Source organism: Pseudomonas sp. 20-5, from assembly GCF_056782835.1.
This window is the reverse complement of record NZ_CM165584.1, coordinates 1,565,643-1,583,278: the sequence shown is the minus strand read 5'-3', so window position 1 is coordinate 1,583,278 and position 17,636 is coordinate 1,565,643. Positions and strand designations below refer to the sequence as shown.

14 protein-coding genes are annotated in these 17,636 nt (G+C 65.7%); 1 reads left to right on the top strand and 13 read right to left on the bottom strand.

The features are described 5' to 3' along the window. Positions 1-30: 30 nt before the first annotated feature. From AC1RB9_RS07360 to mexP, 11 genes are all read right to left on the bottom strand, one after another. Entirely contained in the window at positions 31-882 is an 852-nt protein-coding gene (locus AC1RB9_RS07360) for an ABC transporter ATP-binding protein (protein WP_003130104.1), read from the bottom strand. A 512-nt stretch (positions 883-1,394) separates the two neighbouring features. Then, positions 1,395-2,468, bottom strand: a complete 1,074-nt coding sequence (locus tag AC1RB9_RS07355; RefSeq protein ID WP_003092054.1) for a class I SAM-dependent methyltransferase — start codon at positions 2,466-2,468, stop codon at positions 1,395-1,397. Positions 2,469-2,517: 49 nt separating this feature from the next. Beyond that, entirely contained in the window at positions 2,518-3,969 is a 1,452-nt protein-coding gene (locus AC1RB9_RS07350) for a class-II fumarase/aspartase family protein (RefSeq protein WP_003092055.1), read from the bottom strand. Next, positions 3,969-5,402, bottom strand: a complete 1,434-nt coding sequence (locus AC1RB9_RS07345) for a class-II fumarase/aspartase family protein (RefSeq protein ID WP_023085992.1) — start codon at positions 5,400-5,402, stop codon at positions 3,969-3,971. Before AC1RB9_RS07345 ends, AC1RB9_RS07350 begins: the two co-directional genes overlap by 1 nt. 30 nt (positions 5,403-5,432) lie before the next feature. Then, entirely contained in the window at positions 5,433-6,419 is a 987-nt protein-coding gene (locus AC1RB9_RS07340) for an HOASN domain-containing protein (protein WP_003110004.1), read from the bottom strand. Positions 6,420-6,451: 32 nt separating this feature from the next. Then, on the bottom strand, positions 6,452-7,489 hold the full coding sequence (locus AC1RB9_RS07335; RefSeq protein ID WP_003119554.1) for an HOASN domain-containing protein: 1,038 nt from the start codon (positions 7,487-7,489) through the stop codon (positions 6,452-6,454). Further along, on the bottom strand, positions 7,380-7,661 hold the full coding sequence (locus AC1RB9_RS07330) for a hypothetical protein (protein WP_161789441.1): 282 nt from the start codon (positions 7,659-7,661) through the stop codon (positions 7,380-7,382). Before AC1RB9_RS07330 ends, AC1RB9_RS07335 begins: the two co-directional genes overlap by 110 nt. A 228-nt stretch (positions 7,662-7,889) precedes the next feature. Next, a complete protein-coding gene (locus AC1RB9_RS07325) occupies positions 7,890-8,084 on the bottom strand; it encodes a heavy-metal-associated domain-containing protein (RefSeq protein ID WP_003453567.1) in 195 nt (64 codons plus the stop codon). 597 nt (positions 8,085-8,681) lie between these two features. Further along, positions 8,682-10,157, bottom strand: coding sequence for a multidrug efflux transporter outer membrane subunit OpmE (opmE, locus tag AC1RB9_RS07320; protein WP_003453569.1), 1,476 nt, complete (start codon positions 10,155-10,157; stop codon positions 8,682-8,684). Next, positions 10,154-13,315 (bottom strand): multidrug efflux RND transporter permease subunit MexQ, encoded by a 3,162-nt coding sequence (gene mexQ, locus AC1RB9_RS07315; protein WP_003453571.1) that lies wholly within the window; start codon positions 13,313-13,315, stop codon positions 10,154-10,156. The genes opmE and mexQ overlap by 4 nt, the downstream gene beginning before the upstream one ends. Then, a complete protein-coding gene (gene mexP / locus AC1RB9_RS07310; protein WP_003117521.1) occupies positions 13,312-14,469 on the bottom strand; it encodes a multidrug efflux RND transporter periplasmic adaptor subunit MexP in 1,158 nt (385 codons plus the stop codon). The genes mexQ and mexP overlap by 4 nt, the downstream gene beginning before the upstream one ends. A gap of 376 nt (positions 14,470-14,845) precedes the next feature. Here mexP and gloA point away from each other — a divergent pair, with 376 nt between their 5' ends. Then, positions 14,846-15,232, top strand: coding sequence for a lactoylglutathione lyase (gene gloA, locus AC1RB9_RS07305; RefSeq protein WP_003110007.1), 387 nt, complete (start codon positions 14,846-14,848; stop codon positions 15,230-15,232). Positions 15,233-15,323: 91 nt separating this feature from the next. Here the strand turns inward: gloA and AC1RB9_RS07300 are convergent, their stop codons facing one another. Together AC1RB9_RS07300 and motY are read right to left on the bottom strand one after the other, a co-directional pair. Then, positions 15,324-16,541: an argininosuccinate synthase gene (locus tag AC1RB9_RS07300; protein ID WP_003092065.1), complete on the bottom strand. Its 1,218-nt coding sequence runs from the start codon at positions 16,539-16,541 to the stop codon at positions 15,324-15,326. Between the two features lie 117 nt (positions 16,542-16,658). Beyond that, positions 16,659-17,624: a flagellar protein MotY gene (motY, locus tag AC1RB9_RS07295; protein ID WP_003092066.1), complete on the bottom strand. Its 966-nt coding sequence runs from the start codon at positions 17,622-17,624 to the stop codon at positions 16,659-16,661. Positions 17,625-17,636: the final 12 nt, after the last annotated feature.

The window sequence follows — 17,636 nt, the reverse complement described above, 5'->3', positions numbered from 1 at the left end:
TGTAACGGAATTCGGATCGGCAGGCGGCGATCAGTGCAGCTCGGCGCTCTCGCCCACTTTCAGCAGGGTCATCAGGCGCCCGACCAGCGGCCCGATCTCCGGCAGCTTGCGGCGCTCCAGCGGGTTGTCGCGCAGCGGCAGGCCGACCTCGATCTCCTCGACGATGGTGCCCGGCCGCGCGCTCATCACCAGGATGCGATCGGACATGGCGATCGCCTCGACCAAGTCGTGGGTAATGAACAGCGCGGTCTTGCGTTGCTCGCAGAGCATCCGCGCCAGGTCCTGCTGGAGGATCATCTTGGTCTGCGCGTCGAGGGCCGAGAACGGCTCGTCGAGGAACAGCACCTGCGGGTCGGTGGCCAGGGTTCGGGCCAGGGCGGCGCGTTGGCGCATGCCGCCGGAAAGCTGGAACGGATAGTGCTCGGCGAAACCGGCGAGGTGACACTTCTCCAGCATTTCCTCGGCGATGGCGCGCCGTTCGCCGGCCGCGCGACCGTCGATCTCCAGGCCCAGCTCGATGTTGCGGCGAATGCTGCGCCAGGGCATCAGCAGGTCCTTCTGCAACATGAAGGAGACCTTGCGTACCGGACCGCTGACCCGCTCGCCGCCGACCCGCACCTCGCCTTCGCTGGGTGCGTAGAGACCCGCCCCCATGTTCAGCAGGGTGCTCTTGCCGCAACCGGACGGCCCGATGATGGACACCACCTCGCCGCGGCGGATGGCCAGGTCGAGCCCCTGCACCGCGAGGGTCGCCGCGCTTTTGCCGCGGCCCGGAAAATGCTTGGCGACGCCGCGGAATTCGATTTCGAGACGGCTATCCGCAGGAGCGGCTACAGGTAGCGAATGCTCGGAAGTGAGGATGCTCAACGACGTCGCTCTCATCTGGACTAAGCCTCTTGTCTTGTTTTATATATGAAACATCGTTTTAAATATAAAACTTGCAGAAGCCATGCCAGATGAAAGTTCACCGGCGAAACAGCCTTGTTTCGAGTATTAAACTTTTAAAATCAGAGAGTTGAATTAAAGCGCGGAGAATTACCGAGGAATCCTGCGACGAAAGGCGCTCCGAGCGGTTTTCACGCGGTTCGCCAGGCTTCCGGGAAGTGGGGCGTTGTTGCACACACAAGGAGCAACATTGCTCCATTCGGTAACAGGGGAAGGTTTCCTGACAGCCACATCGCTCGCTTGAACGAGTGCCGCAGGCTCTCGACCTCTGCTCGCAGCAACTCCCCTGCTTATATAAGGACGAGGGTCTTCGCAGCGAAGACTTCAGGCCGAGGCAGACAGGGACGAAACGACTGCGGCGGTCCCGGACACACCGGGCTGCGGGTGGCGTCCGCCGCGGACGCCACCCTCGCCCCGGAGCCGCGCCAGGCGACTCCGGGCGTGCAACCTCAGGGTCGCAGTTCGAACAGCGCCGGCAGCGGCGGCCACTCCGAAGGCACCTTGCGGAAGCGACTGAAGCCGGCGGCCTCGGCCATCTGCCGCGCGCGGTCCTCGCCCATGAAGGCGCCGAGGCCCTCGCCGCCGTGGGACAGCGAACAGGTCATGCAATACAGCGTGCTCTGCGGGTACATCACGCGACCGAACAGGTTCATGTTCTCGTGCAGTTCCTGCGACAGGTTGAGTTCCACCATCAGGTAGGTCCCATCGTCGGCGGTCGACTCGCGCAGGTCCTTCATCATCTGCTGCGGGTCGGTCGCGTCGTGGATGACCACGAAGGTCGTGACGAAGTCGAACTTCTTGCCCGCCAGCGCATCGGAATCGCTGACCTCGAAGCGCACCCGGTCGCCGACCCCCGCGGCCTCGGCGTTCGCCCGCGCGCGTTCGATGGACGGCGCGTGGAAGTCACAGCCATAGACCTGGGCTTCGGGGAACGCCTTGGCCATCATGATCGCGGCCAGCCCGCTGCCGCAGCCGAAATCGAGCACGCTGCCACCCGCCTGGAGCTTTTCCTTGACGCCATCCAGCGAAGGAATCCAGTGCTGCACGAGGAAGTGCTTGTACCAGGGCATGGTCATGCGCTCCATGCCTTCCCAGGTTTCCAGCGGGAAGGATTCCTCGGGGCAACCGCCGCCGCAGCGGAAGGCCTCGATGATCTTCGGCGCCATGCTCACGAAGGGCACGCTCAACTGGATGATCCCGCCGGCGAAATAAGGCGAGTCCTCGTCGGCGAGCACCGGGACGAACTCGGCCGGCAACCGATAGCTCCTGCTCTGCGGATCGTAGGCCAGGTAGTTGCCGGTGACCATGCTGCCCAGCCATTCGCGCAGGTAGCGGGTGGTGTAGCCGGTCTGCTGCGCCAGCTCTTCCAGGGTCACCCATTGGCCATGGGCGAGCGCCTTGAACAGCCCCAGGCGGTCGCCGATGTAGAGCATCGCGCCGCGCAGGGTATTGCCGTAGTCCTCCATGATCCGTGCTGAAAACTGCTTGACCTTCGCGGTTTCGATCTCGTTAGCCTTTGTCATTCTTGTTCTCCGTTGATATGCAGTACCGCCGCCTCTGGCGGCGGGTGATTCAGTGGTGGCTGGCGACCTTGTCCAGCACCTTGTCGACGATGGTCCCGGCCATGCCGAGATGGGTCCGCGGCTCGAACAGCCTGGCCAGGGTTTCCTTCGGCATGACGGCGCCCACCCGCGGATCCGACTCGAGCGCCTGGCGCATCGGAATCCGCTTGCGCTGGCAGGCCTGGGTGATCTCGAAGATGATTTCGTAAGCGCTGCTCTTGCCCAGTTGCTTGGCCATCTCGAAGACGAACGCCTCGGTACAGATCGCATCGCTGTATGCATTCGCCGTCCGCGCCATGGTCTCGTCGTGGACCGTGAGCCCGTCGATGGTGTCGGTCAGCAGCGACAGCGCCATCAGCGCATAGTGGGAAACGTCCGCCACCGCACACCATTCCAGGCGCGTGCCGCGGTAGTCCCGCTCGTGCTCGAGGATCATGGCGTCCAACGCGAGCAGGACCTGGGCCTTGGCCAGCCGGGCCAGCACCACGACCTGCTCGCAGCCTTCCGGATTGCGCTTGTGGGGCATGGTGCTGCTACCGATCTGCTGCTGCGTCCAGCCCACCTCCAGCTCGCCGATCTCCCAGCGGTTCAGGGTGCGGATCTCGTCGGCGATCCGCGCCAGGGACGCGGTGACCATGGCCAGGGTGCTGACGAACTCGGTAACCCGGTCGCGGGACACGTGCCAACCCGCCAGCGGCACGTCCAGCGACAGCCGCCGCGCGAAGCTTTCGAGCAGGAGCATGGCCTCGTCGCCGAAGGCGGCCATCGTGCCCACGCCGCCGAACAGTTGCACCACCAGGATCCGCTTGCGCGCCTCGCCCAGGCGTTCGCGGTGACGCAGCAACTCGTCGATCCAGCCGGCCACCTTCAGCCCGAAGGTGGTCGGCAACGCCGGGATCGAGTGGGTCCTGGCGACCATCAGCGCATTGCGGGTCCCGCTCGCCAGCACCGAGAGCCGGTCCAGGAGGATGTCCAGCGCCCGCTCCGTTTCATCCAGCACATCGCGCATTTCCAGGGACTGCGCGGTGTCCTGGATATCCTGCGTGGTCGCGCCGAAATGCACGTACTCGCGCGCGCTGGGGCTGCAGTTCCTTTGCAGCGCGCCCAGCAGGGGCATCAGCGAGTGCCCGGTGCTGGCCACGCCGTCGGCGATCTGCTGCAGGTCGACGGCCGAAAGCCTGGCGGCCTTCGCGATCTCCAGCGCCGCCTCGGGCGGGATGACGCCGACATCGGCCTGCGCCAGCGCCAGCGCCGCCTCCACGTCGAGCCAGCGTTGCAGGCGGCAGTGGCTACAGAAGATCCGGCGGCTCACCGGACCGGCGTAGCCGCCGCCATGGGTTTTAGAGTCAACGATGTGACTGTGTTCGTGCTTGCAGGACGACTCGGCCGGTGCGCCGCCGAAGCTCTGCGGATGCGCGGTGCACGAGGAACGGGCAAGCATTTCCAGCGATTCAGCATCCATCACCTATCCTCCATCACGTACTGGGACTGACCGGGATTTCCTTGGGAAGAGGCGGCGCCTTCGGGCCTGTCGCCCGACGCGCCGGTTCGTGGTTTGCCGGCGACCAGGTCGACCATCTCCGCGGCGAGGCCGACGTAGCCGACGGGGTCGAGCAGTTCTTCGAGCGCCTCGGCGCTGAAACAGCCGCGCAACCTTGGCTGCCCGAGCAGCGCCTCGCGGAACGGAACGCCCTGCCGCTGGGAGGCCTGGGTTATCTCATGGAGCAGTTCGTGGGCGGTCTGCTTGCCGAACTGCCCCGCCAGCGCGAGCATGACCCGCTCCGACAGGATCAGCCCACCCAGCAGGTCGAGGTTGGCGCGCATGCGCTCCTCGCGCACCTCGAGCCCCTCGGCCAGCACCGCCTCCATGCGGGTCAGCAAGGCGCCGGCGTAGACGAACAGCTCCGGCAACGCCGCCCACTCGATGCGCCAGGCGGTGCCGTCGCGCTCGTGCAACTGGAACGCGGCATCGGTGAGCGCCACCATCTGTGCCCGCACCAGCCGCGACAGCGCGCTGACCAGGTCGACCGACGACGGGTTCCGCTTGTGCGGCATGGTGCTGCTGCCCACCTGTCCCGGCCGGCTGCCCTCGCGTATCTCGTCGATTTCGCTGCGCTGCAGGTGGTAGATCTCGTTCGCCACCCGGCCCAGCGTCACCGACACCTGGACCAGCAACCCGGCAACCTCCAGCACCCGGTCCCGGGCGCTGTGCCAACTGGTCGACGGCGCGCCGAGGCCAAGCCTGGCCAGGGTTCGCCGCTGTAGCTCGAAGCCCTGGGCGCCGAACGACGCCAGGGTTCCCACGGCACCGGTCAGATTGCCGACCAGGACGCGTTCGCGCGCCTCGTCGAAGCGCGCCAGGTGACGGTCGATTTCATCCACCCAGACGGCGACCTTGTAGCCGAAGGTCGTGGGCAGCGCCTGCTGCCCGTGGGTGCGTGCAACCATCGGCGTGTGCTGGTGGCGCAGGGCGAGCGCCAGCAGATGGCCACGGATCGAGTGCAGGAGCCCGAGCGTATGGCCCCAGGCTTCCTTGACCTGCAGCATCAGCCCGGTGTCGAGGATGTCCTGGGTGGTCACGCCATAGTGCACGTACTCCCCCCAGCTACCCTCGCACAACCTCGCCAGGGCGCGGATGGTAGGCACCAGCAGGTGCCCTGTCTCCAGGCTTTCGCGGCCCAGTTGCATGAGGTCGAAGCGCTCCACCTGGGCGGCGCGGTCGATCTCCCGCGCCGCCTCGTGGGGGATGATGCCCATCTCGCCCTGGGTCGCCGCCAAGGCTCGCTCGACATCCAGCCACCTCCGCACCTGGTTGGTATCGGAAAAGATCGCGGCGAATGCCGGGGACGAGTAGGCGCCCCCGTGTATACGGGATTCCGTAATGTGACTTGGCATTTTCGAGTGCTCGCTTTGTCCCGGTGGAAGTCACTTGACGCTCTGCATCTCTTCCCAGATCGCGTCGTAATAGGCCCTTTCCACACGGAAGTGCTGCGATAGCGAGGTCAGGAACGCATTCTGGAACTGCACGTCCGGAATCCGCCGCGCGATGAGTTGCCATTCGCGCTTGGCCCGCGGCGGTACGAGGCTGATGTGGACCTTGTAGTACTCCGCCTGGTCCTCGCTCAGGCCGGCCTGGAGCAGGGCCCGATAGAGCTTTTCGTGGTTCCCCGGCACGACCAGTTCGGTGATGTAGAACACCGCCAGCCCCCAACCGACCTCGGCATGCCGGAAGGCACGGGCGCGATTGTTCAGGTAGGCGATTTCCTCGGGCATCGTCGACACGGCCTGGAAGTCCGCCTCCAGGCCGATGGCCTCGAGCAGCTTGGCCAGCAGGCGCGGATGCGAACCCTTTTCGTCTTCCTCGCCCAACTCGCCATAGAGGTAACGCGCGAGCGCCGCGGCCTCGTCCACATCGGTCAGGTTGACCAACAGGTCGGCCGCATCGCGGTACAGGCGGAAGGTGCGGAACCACTGGTGACGGAGGAACACCTGGAGCTGCGCGCGGGAGGCCGAGCCGGAGAACACGTACTGCGACATCGGGTGCCGCTCGCGGGACTGCGCGGCGATTTCCTGTTCGAGACGCTTCTGGAAATCCTCCTCGGACAGCGCCCTGGAAAGATCGGCGGCGGGCATGAAACGCTCTTCGACGCGATAGATCGCCCGGGCCAGCCAGCGCCGGGTCTGGGCGGTCGCCACGTCGTCGCTCAACGAAAGGACGTAGAGCAACTGCTGGTACGCGGCATAGGCCTGGCGGTCGCCCTTGAGCCCTGCCTCGGCCAGCGCGGCCAGCTTGCTCGCGGCGCTATCGATCTGGCGGGAAGTAGCGTGGACGGCCAGCGCATCGGCAACGATGCGTGCTTCATCGATGGGCAGGTTCTGCAACTGCGGCAGGGAAAAATTGCGGGTATTCATCCTGTACTCCTTGTTCTTGTTCTGGATAGGCATCAGGCCATGGCCAGGGAATTCGCCTGCATCTGCTCCCAGAGCAGGTCGAAGTAGGCCCGGTTGATTTCGAAGTGGCGCGCCAGCGACTGCATGAACTTGCGCTGGAAGTCTTCGCTCGGCGCGAACTTGGCGATCAGCGCCCACATCTCCTCGGTATCGATCTCGTCCTGGGTGCCGTGCAGGCGATGGAACTCGCTGGGTTGCTCGGGCACGCCCAGGCGCTGCAGGAGTTCGTAGATGCGCCGGTGGTTGACGCAGCTCACCGACTCGACCGCGTACAGGAGCGCAAGGCCCCAGGCGACATCGGTGTGCCGCACGCAACGGATACGGTTGTTGAGGTAGGCCTTCTCCAGCGGATGCAGCGCCGGGAAATCGATGCGCAGCGGTATGTCGAAGTAGGTCATCAGGTGGGACAGCAACGCGGGGTGCGAGCGCTCCGGCGTCTCCGCCCCGGCCTCGCCGTAGAGGTTGCGGTAGAACACCGAGGCGTCCTCGATGTTTTCGAAGCGGAAGGCCAGCTCCGCCAGGAGGCTGTAGAAGTTGTAGGAACGGACCCAATGGTGTTCCAGGAAGAAGCGCACGTCCTCGACCGGCGGCGTGCCCTGGAACAGGTGGACCGACATGGGATGGCGCACCCGGCTGCGCGCCTCGATCTCGGCGTCGACCTTCTTGCGGAACTCCTCCACCGGGACGGCGCTGAAACCGGCCGGCTCGGGAGCGAAACGATCCTCGACCAGGTAGACCTGGCTCGCCATCCAGCGGCGGGTCGGCTCCGTATGCGGATCGCTGCCTACGTGCAGTTCCAGGAGCAACGCCTGGTACTGCGCGTAAGCCGAAGCATCGCCGCCCAGGCCTTTGGCCGTGACCGCGAGAATCGCCTCGAGCGCGAGCGTGATCTGGTCCAGGGAGGCACCGGGTTTCAAGGCTTCAGCCAGGAGAGCCGATGCATTTCGGGCAGGTTCCGACATTGTCCGCTGGGAACGGATATTCATATCGGAGGAAGAACTGCAGCATTGCTGTAACGGATTTGAAGTCATTTGGATCACCCTTGTTTTTGTTGTTGTGCGGGGCGACCGTAAAGCTTGCCACGGTGGCAAGGTCAAGCAATGCAGCGGCCTTCTCGGCGGACAACGGAGTTCGCCGAAAGGTGCTCTTCGATAACACTGGATGCGCTGCGAAAAACCCCGAGCTAAAGGCCTGCGAATCCATCGGAGAATAACTTTTAGGGTTTCCTGTCAGCGCCTCTTTCCGTTCACATAACTGTCACCTCGCGGCCGACTGAAATATTGATTTACAAATTCCAAAGCGTTCTTTCCACAATAGCCAAGCGCCATTGATGGCATATGGCGCGCAGACTTCAATGAAAATCATTTTCCTATTGCCGGCACTGGGCGAAACGCTACTATCCGACCCTACGCCTGCGTCATGCCCATGCACTCAACGGCCCTCCGGATAACCGGCGTCGCTCAACGCCTCGAGGAATGCGTGCTTGTCCAGAGTGCTCTCGACCCTAGCCTCGCGCCGAGGGGGATCGGTCTCTACGCGCGCCTGGGGATCGACGCCGTGCAGGATACGGGTGACAGTCTTGGCACAACCGCCGCAGGTCATGTTCGGAATATGGAAAGAAAACATCGCAACCTCCTGGTTTGTTGACTCCTGCGAACCATGAGTCCTGCCATCGTGACAAGGTCAACTCATAAATCTCTCAGGTAAACCAAACTTTCAAAAATTCATATGAATAGTTCCAGATGTTATTCCGCAAACTTCAAACAACGGGCAAAGCCAAGAACGAACATATAGAACAACTCCGCCAGGCAACCGAGATACCGCGTCAGCCAGCTCCACTCACCACTGAAGAACCTCTCGACGATATGTATTCGACGTCTCCGTGCGGCGCGAGCGCAGAGGCACAAGAGTGACCTCGTTCAATAAGAAACGGCGGGCAGCCGGAACGTACCTGAAGAACAATGAGAAAGTAATACTTCCCCACTCTTCTGAACATTGAAGTCCCGAGCAGATACTTTCCATCTGCCCTCTTCACTCATCCATCTGAATGAACTACCGAAAAAGAGTTCGGAACCGACTTATCGATAAGGCGGACAGGGACGAGCGATCCGCGCCAGGCAATCCGTACTCCCGGGGTTCGCCAAATAACCGGAGGACGCGCCGCACGGCCCTCGACCTAGGCAGTCGAGCGAAGGCCGGCGGCCGGAAACCGCCGGCGGCTGATCAGGAGCGACTGTCGCGCTGCCGTGCCACGCCTGGAGAGGTATCGTCGGTAGCCACGCCACAGCGCCGCGCCCCCGCGCAGGCTTCCCAGCCACCACCCAGCGCCTTGTAGATACCCACGACGGCAAGGCGCTGCTCGGTGCGCGCGATGCTCAATGCGCGCCGGCTGAGGTAGTCCGAGCGTTCCGCCTCGAGCACGTCCAGGTACTCGCCGTCCCCCTGGACGAAGCGTTCCCGGGCCAGGCGCGCCGCCTCGCGATTGGCCGTCGCCTCGAGCAGGCGCAGGCGGAGCCTGTCAGCGGCAGCGCCATAGCCGTTGAAGGCATCATCGGTCTCCTGCAGGGCGCGCAGCACCGTCCGGTCGTAGAGGATCAATGCCTCCTGCGCACGGGCCTCGCTGGCGGCGATCCGCGCCCGCACGCGACCGCGGTCGAGTAACGCCCAGCGAATCACCGGGTTCAGGACGTTGAAGGACGTACCACTCTCGTCCAAAGCATCGAGATTGCCGGCGACCAGGCCGATCGAGCCGCGTACCTCGACCTGCGGATACAGCCCCGCGGTCTCGACGCCGATACGTGCGGTCGCGGCCGCCAGGTTGCGTTCGGCCGCGGCGATGTCGGCGCGACGCGCCAGCAGTCCCGCCGGATCGCCGACCCCGAGGGTGCGGAGCGTCAGCCTTTCCCCGGAGGCACGGGCGACCGGCGGGCTGAAGGCCTGCGGGGCTTCCGCGAGGAGAACGGCCAGCGCATTGCGGGTGGCGGCGCGGCGCCGTTCGAGGTCGGGCACGGCCGCCTCGACGTTGTGCAATAACGCTTCGGCGCGCAACCGGTCGAACTCGTGGGCGGAGCCGGCGCTGACCAGGCGTTCGACCATCTCCAGGCTGTCGCGCTGGTTGCCGGCGATGTCATGGACCACCGCAAGTTCGGCCTCGATGCCCTGTAGCTGGAACCAGGTCATGGCAACCGTAGCCGCGACGCTCGCCTGCACGTTGCGCTGCAGGGCCTCGCGCGAGCCCGCCTGCGCCTCGGCGGCCTCCACCGAGCGCCGCACCCGGCCGAACAGGTCGATTTCCCAGGAAGCATCCAGCGCGCCGCGATAGGTCTCGATGTCGCGCTGCTGGCCGGCCGGTGTTTCCACCTCGCCGCGCCGCCGGGCCTGGTAATCGAACGCCGGGCCGCCGCGCGGCAGGAACTCTTCGCGGTTCTCGCGCAGCAGCGCCTTCGCTTCGTCCAGGCGCGCGCCGGCAAGGGCGATGTCGAGGTTCGCCGCGAGCGCCCGCTGGATCAGAGACTCCAGGTCTGGCTCGTCGAACCCGCGCCACCACTCGATCTCCACGCCACCGCCATCGATACCCGCCGGCATCGCGCCGAAGCTGGCCGGTGCGGACGCGCTCGGCGGCGCATAGTCGGGCCCCACCGCGGCACAGCCGCCCAGCAGGATCAGCGCGCTCAACGAAGACCGCAGGTATGGCTTCATGGACGGCCTCCCTCCAGATGCGCCAGGCTGCCGCCGGCGCGTCGCTCCAGGTGCGCCGCCAGTGCCCGTACCAGTACGTAGAACACCGGCGTGAGGAACAGGCCGAACAGCGTCACCCCGAGCATCCCGGCGAATACCGCGACGCCCATCGCCTGGCGCATTTCCGCTCCGGCGCCGCTGGCCATGACCAACGGCACCACGCCGGCGATGAACGCCAGCGAGGTCATCAGGATCGGCCGCAGGCGCAGGCGGCAAGCCTCGACCACCGCCTCCAGCGCACGGGCGCCCTCGGCCTCCAGCGTGCGGGCGAACTCGACGATCAGGATCGCGTTCTTCGCCGCCAGGCCTACCAGCACCACCAGCCCGATCTGGACGAACACGTTGTTGTCGCCGCCCACCAGCCACACCCCGGCGATCGCGCTGAGCAGGCACATCGGCACGATCAGCAGGACCGCCAGCGGCAACAGCCAGCTGTTGTACTGCGCGGCGAGGATCAGGTAGGCCAGCAGCACGCACAGCGGGAAGATGAACAGCGCGCTGTTGCCGGCCAGCTTCTGCTGGTAGGTCAGGTCGGTCCATTCGAAGGTCATGCCCTCGGGCAGCACTTCGCCGGCCAGGCGCTCCATCAACGCCACCGCCTGTCCCGAACTGACGCCGGGAAGCGCGCCGCCGCTGATATCCGCCGACGGATAGCCGTTGTAGTGGATCACCCGGTCGGGACCGGAGCTGGGCGTCACGGTGACGAACGAGGACAGCGGCAACATCGCCCCGGCGGCATTGCGTACCTGCAGGCGCCCGATGGCTTCGGCCTGCATGCGGTGCGGCGCATCGGCCTGGGCAGTGACCTTGTAGGTGCGACCGAAGCGGTTGAAGTCGTTGATGTACAGCGAGCCGAGGTAGACCTGCAATGCCTCGAACACATCGGCCAGGCGAACGCCCTGGCTCTTCACCTTGGTGCGGTCGACCACCACCTCGAGCTGCGGGGCATTGATATCGAAGCTGGTCATCAAGCCCCCGAGCTGGCCGGACTCAGTGGCCTTCATCATCAGCACCTGGGTCTGCCTGGCCAGGGCTTCCAGCCCGGCGCCGCCGCGATCCTCGACCTGCATCTTGAAGCCGCCGATGGTTCCCAGCCCCGGTACCGGCGGCGGCGGGAAGACCCCGAGGAAGCCGTCGGGAATGCTGGCGAACCTGGCTTGCAGGCGCCCGGCGATGGCCAGCGCGCCGAGATCGGCGGAGGTGCGCGATTCGAACGGATCGAGCATGAAGAACATGACCGCGGCGTTCGGCACGTTGACGAAACCGTTCACCGACAGGCCCGGAAAGGCCACGACGCTCTCCACCCCCGGCTCGTCGAGGCCGATCCGGGACATCTGCCTGACCACCGCATCGGTACGCTCCAGCGACGCTCCGTTCGGCAACTGGGCGATGCCGACCAGATAGTACTTGTCCTGCATCGGCACGAAGCCCGGCGGCACCGCCTGGAAACCGACCCAGGTCAGGCCAAGCAGGCCCCCATACACCACCAGGGCCAGGCCGCTCACCCGCACCACCTTGCGCACCGCGTTGCCGTAGGCCTCGGGGGCATTTCGCAACGGTCGGCCGAGGGCCTGGAGCAGTCGCTGGAAGCGCCCCGCCACCGCACCTCCGGCTGGCCGCGGACGCAACAGCAGGCCCGCCAGGGCCGGGCTGAGGGTCAGCGAGTTGAGCGCCGACAGGATGGTGGAGATGGCGATGGTCAGGGCGAACTGACGATAGAACTCGCCCTGCAGGCCACTGAGAAAGGCCGTGGGGATGAACACCGCCGCCAGCACCGAGGTGATCGCCATGATCGGCCCGGTGACCTCGTCCATCGCACGCCGCGCGGCCTGGAGCGGCGGCTCGCCGTTCTCGATGTGGCGCTCGACGTTTTCCACCACCACGATGGCGTCATCGACGACGATGCCGATCGACAACACCAGGCCGAACAACGACAGGGTATTCAGCGAGAAACCCATCAGGTGCATGACGGCGAAGGTGCCGACCAGCGAGACCGGCACGGCCATCAGCGGAATCAGCGAAGCACGCCAGCTACGCAGGAACAGCACCACCACCACCACGACCAGCAGGATCGCCTCCAGCAGGGTGGTGGCCACGGTCTGCAACGAAGCGCGGACGAACACCGTCGGGTCGTAGGCGATGCGCGCGCTCAGGCCGGCCGGGAAGTTGCCTTCGAGCCTCGCCACGGTGGCACGCACCGCTTCGGCGGTATCCAGCGCGTTGGCTCCGGGGCTCTGGATGATCTGCAAGGCCACCGCCGGCTCGCCGTCCAGCAGGCTGCGCAGCGCATAGGCATCGCCGCCCATCTCGATCCGCGCGACGTCGCGCAGGCGCGTCACCTGGCCGTCGGCGCCGGTGCGGACGATGATGTCGCCGAACTGCTCTTCGTCGCTCAGCCGCCCGAGGGTATTCACCGTGACCTGGAAGGCCGCGGTGGAGTCCGGCGCCTGGCCGACGGCGCCGGCCGCCACCTGGACGTTCTGTTCGCGTACCGCGGCGATCACTTCGCCCGCCGTCAGCCCGCGCGCGGCGATCAGGTCGGGGTCGAGCCACAGGCGCATGCTGTACTCGCCGGCGCCCCACACCACCACATCGCTGATCCCCGGCAGGCGCAGCAGTTCGTCACGCACCTGGAGGTAGGCGTAGTTCGAGATGTACAGCGGGTCGTAGCGTTGCTCCGGCGACAGCAGGTGCACCACCATGAGGATGTCCGGCGAGGTCTTCTGGGTGACCACGCCCTGCCGCTGCACCTCGTCGGGCAGGCGCGAGAGCACCCGCGAGACCCGGTTCTGCACCTGGATCTGGGCCATGTCGGGATCGATGTGCTGGTCGAAGGTGATAGTCAGGATCATTCGCCCGTCGGTGGCCGACTGCGAGGACATGTACAGCATCCCCTCGACCCCGGTGATCGCCTGCTCCAGCGGTGTCGCCACCGTCTGCGCGATCACGTCGGGGTTGGCGCCGGGATAGGCGGTAGTCACCTGCACGGTCGGCGGCGTCACCGCCGGGTATTCGCTCAGCGGCAACTGGAAGAACGAAACGATGCCTCCGATCATCATCAGCACCGAAAGAACGATGGCGAAGATCGGCCTATCGATGAAGAAGCGTGGGAATGTCATTGTGCGGCCCCCACGGTCTTCGACAGGTCGACGGGCGTGCCATCGATTTCCGCAAGGAGCGGCGTGATCTGCATGTCCGGCCGCACCAGGCCCTTGACGACGATGCGCTCGCCCGGCTGCAGGCCCTGGCGGACGACCCGCAGGCCGTCGACCATCGGGCCGAGTTCCACCGGCCGGTACTGGGTCTTGTTGCCCTCGTCGACGACCAGCACATAGCGCCGGCCCTGGTCGGTGCCGATGGAATGGTCGGCGACCAGCACCTGCTCGCGAGGCTTGCCGGTCTCCAGCCTGACCTTGGCGAACAGCCCCGGCGTCAGTTGCCCGTCCGGGTTGTCGACCACCGCCCGAACCCGGACCGTGCCGGTCCCGCGGTCGGCGGCATTGGCGAGGAAATCGAGGCGACTGCTTCGTCCATAGGACTCGTCGGTGAGCAACGCCACCTTGACCCTGGGGGCCTGCTCGCCTTCCCTGCCGCGGGTCGGCGCCAGGGCCTGCAGGTAGGTGCGCTCGTCGACATCGAAGTACACGTACAGCGGATCGACCGAAACGATGCTGGTCAGCGCGGTGACGCCATTGGTGACGTAGTTGCCCTCGGTGACCTGGATATGCCCGACACGCCCGCCGATCGGTGCCGTCACCCGCGTGAAGCCGAGATCCAGTTGCGCCGCGTCGAGGGCGGCCCTGGCCGCATCGACCTGGGCCTTGCTGGCATTGCGCGAGGCGATGGCGCTGTCGAGCCGCTCCCGGGCGACGACCTTCCGCGCATACAGCAGCTCGGCTCGCTCGTGTTCGGTGCGCGCCAGCAACGCCGCGGCCTCGGCCTCGCGCAGGCGTGCCCTGGCGGCATCCTGCGCCGCCTTGAACACGCGCGGGTCGATGAGGAACAGTTGCTGGCCCTTCTCTACCAGGCGGCCTTCCGGCACCGTAACGTCCTGGATGTAGCCGGCGACGCGCGGCCGCAGTTCTACCTGCTCGACAGCGGTCAGCGAGCCGGTGAACTCGGCGTAGGGTGTCACCGGGCGAACCACCACCTCGGCTACGGGAACGCTTGGCGGGGCGCTCGCCGCTCCCGGCGGCGCCGATTCCCCGCAGCCAGCGATAAGGGCCGCGACACCTAGCGTCGCGGTGATGCGGATGAAGTGTCTGAGATTCATTGTTGTGCCTTCCTGGTCTGAGCCTGCGTGGCCTGGCTGGACGAAACCGCTTCCGTGGCCGGTTATCGACCTTGACACCTTGGCAAGGTCAACCCCCCTTTTTTCCGACCTCATGGCGAAGGCGCAGCGAGCTTTCGGCCGGTCACCGGGGGCGGGACGCCTGGCACGCTCGGAGACGCAGCGGGCAGCTCGGGAGGGTGGCGGAGGCAGGCCGACCGGCTATCGACGGCCGGCCCAGGGAAGAGGCGAAACGCCCCGTAGGAAGGGAAGTCCGGCAAAGGGCCGGTCGCCGGGACGGGGACGATCCCGATCTCGCAGCCGGTTGCCGGCCACATGGTAAAATCCGCCTTTGACCGTGAAGCTCGAGGCAATGAAAATGCGCATTCTCCATACCATGATCCGGGTCGGAAACATCGATCGCTCGATCGATTTCTATACCCGGGTGCTAGGCATGACCCTGCTCAGGAAGAACGACTATCCCGACGGCCAGTTCACCCTCGCCTTCGTCGGCTATGGCAACGAGGCGGATTCCGCGGTGATCGAGCTTACCCACAACTGGGGCGTGGATGCCTACGAGATCGGCACCGGCTACGGCCATATCGCCATCGAGGTCGACGACGCCTACCAGGCCTGCGACGACATCCGCAACAACGGCGGCCAGGTCACCCGCGAAGCCGGGCCGATGAAGCACGGTACCACCGTGATCGCCTTCGTGACCGACCCGGACGGCTACAAGATCGAACTGATCCAGAAGTCTTCCTGAACGGCCCCGGCTATCGCTTTCAGCAATCCGTAACGAAGAACCCCGGCTCATGGCCGGGGTTCTTCGTTCCATCGCAGGCGGCGCGCATCGATCAGGACAGCGTGCGGCCCTTGTTCGCGGCGATGCGCATGCGCAGCGCGTTGAGCTTGATGAAGCCCGCGGCATCGGCCTGGTTGTAGGCGCCGCCGTCTTCCTCGAAGGTCGCGATGTTGGCGTCGAACAGCGAGTCGTCGGACTTGCGGCCCACCACCACGACGTTGCCCTTGTACAGCTTCAGGCGCACTACGCCGTTCACGTTGACCTGCGAGGCGTCGATCATCTGCTGCAGCATCAGGCGCTCCGGGCTCCACCAGTAGCCGGTGTAGATCAGGCTGGCGTACTTGGGCATCAGCTCGTCTTTCAGGTGGGCCACTTCGCGGTCCAGGGTGATCGACTCGATGGCGCGGTGGGCCTTGAGCATGATGGTGCCGCCGGGGGTCTCGTAGCAGCCACGGGACTTCATGCCGACATAGCGGTTCTCGACGATGTCGAGGCGGCCGATGCCGTTGATCCCGCCGACGCGGTTCAGCTCGGTGAGCACCTCGGCCGGGGTCATGTCCTTGCCGTCGATGGCGACGATGTCGCCCTTGCGGTAGGTCAGCTCGATGTAGGTCGGGGTGTCCGGCGCGTTTTCCGGGGAAGCGGTCCACTTCCACATGTCTTCTTCGTGCTCGGTCCAGGTATCTTCCAGCACGCCGCCTTCGTAGGAGATATGCAGGAGGTTGGCGTCCATCGAGTACGGCGACTTCTTCTTGCCGTGGCGCTCGATCGGGATGCCGTGCTTCTCGGCATAGTCCATCAGCTTCTCGCGGGACAGCAGGTCCCACTCGCGCCAGGGCGCGATCACCTTGACGCCGGGCTTCAGCGCGTAGGCGCCCAGCTCGAAGCGGACCTGGTCGTTGCCCTTGCCGGTGGCGCCGTGGGAGATGGCGTCGGCGCCGGTCTCGTTGGCGATCTCGATCAGGCGCTTGGCGATCAGCGGACGAGCGATGGAAGTGCCCAGCAGGTACTCGCCTTCGTAGACGGTGTTGGCGCGGAACATCGGGTAGACGAAGTCGCGGACGAATTCTTCGCGCAGGTCGTCGATGTAGATTTCCTTGACGCCCATCGCGCGGGCCTTGGCGCGAGCCGGTTCGACTTCCTCGCCCTGGCCGAGGTCGGCGGTGAAGGTCACCACTTCGCAGTTATAGGTATCTTGCAACCACTTCAGAATTACCGAGGTATCCAGGCCGCCGGAATACGCCAGGACTACCTTCTTCACATCCGCCATGCCATCACTCCACGGGGGTCGTCACGAAAAGCGACAATTCTACGCAGGGCATTCGGGAAATTACAGAGGGGCGACAGCTTTAGACGCAAAAGCGACAGATTCTATCGTTTGCGCGACTCAAACCGTGGGTTTTCCCTGAAGCGAGGCGGCCGGAGGCTTCGGTGCGGCAGGTTCTGCCGCGGGCGGCGCCGGCTTGTCCTCGGCCTTCGGCGCTTCCGTCGCCGGCTCGACCACCGCCTCGCGCGACAGGTGCACGGTGACCCGGCGGTTGCGCGCACGGTTGGCGGCGCTGTTGTTGGCCACCAGCGGGTAGCGCTCGCCGTAGAAGCGCACGTTGATCTGGCTTTCCGGCACCCCGTTGCTCTTCAGGTACTCCTGCACCGCCAGCGCGCGGCGGCGCGACAGGTCGCGGTTGGTCAGGCGGTTGCCGCTGTTGTCGGAGTGCCCGTCGAGTTCGATCCGGTTGATGCTCGGATCGGCCTTGAGCAGTTGCAGGATGATGTCCAGCTTGGCTCGCGCCACGTCGTTCAGCGCCGTGCCGCCGTCGGGGAAGCCGACCTGGGCCAGCTTGACCTGGTCGAAGTTCACCGGCAGCAGCTTGGCGATGCAGGCCTGGTACTGGCTGTAGACGCTGGCGAAGCGCGCCGGCAGCAGGCGCACCTCCAGGCGATCGCCCTGCCAGGTGCGATGGCGGACCAGCGGGCTGCGCCCCTCGAGCAGGCCGGTGAGCAACCGACCGGCCTGTTGCTGGTTGCTGTTGAACGGCACCTCGCCGCTACCGATGCTGACCTGGCCAAGGTTGATGTCGCCCTGTCCCGGTCGCCAGGGCGGCGCGGCAGCCAGCAAGGTCGCCGACCCGCGCCCCAGCCACTGGGCCTCGGGCTTCAGGCGGAAGGTCGCCTGCTCGCCGGCACGCCGGACGAACTCGCCGACCCCGAAATTCGCCACCGGCTGCGACAGGCGGCATTCGAACTGGTCGCCTTCGACCTTCCACTCGACGCTCTCCAGCCGCGTCTGGAAGGTCACCGCCAGCGCCGGCAGGCTGCTGAGCAGGAAAGGCAATAGAAGAAGGCGCGGCTGCACGACGGCGGGCTC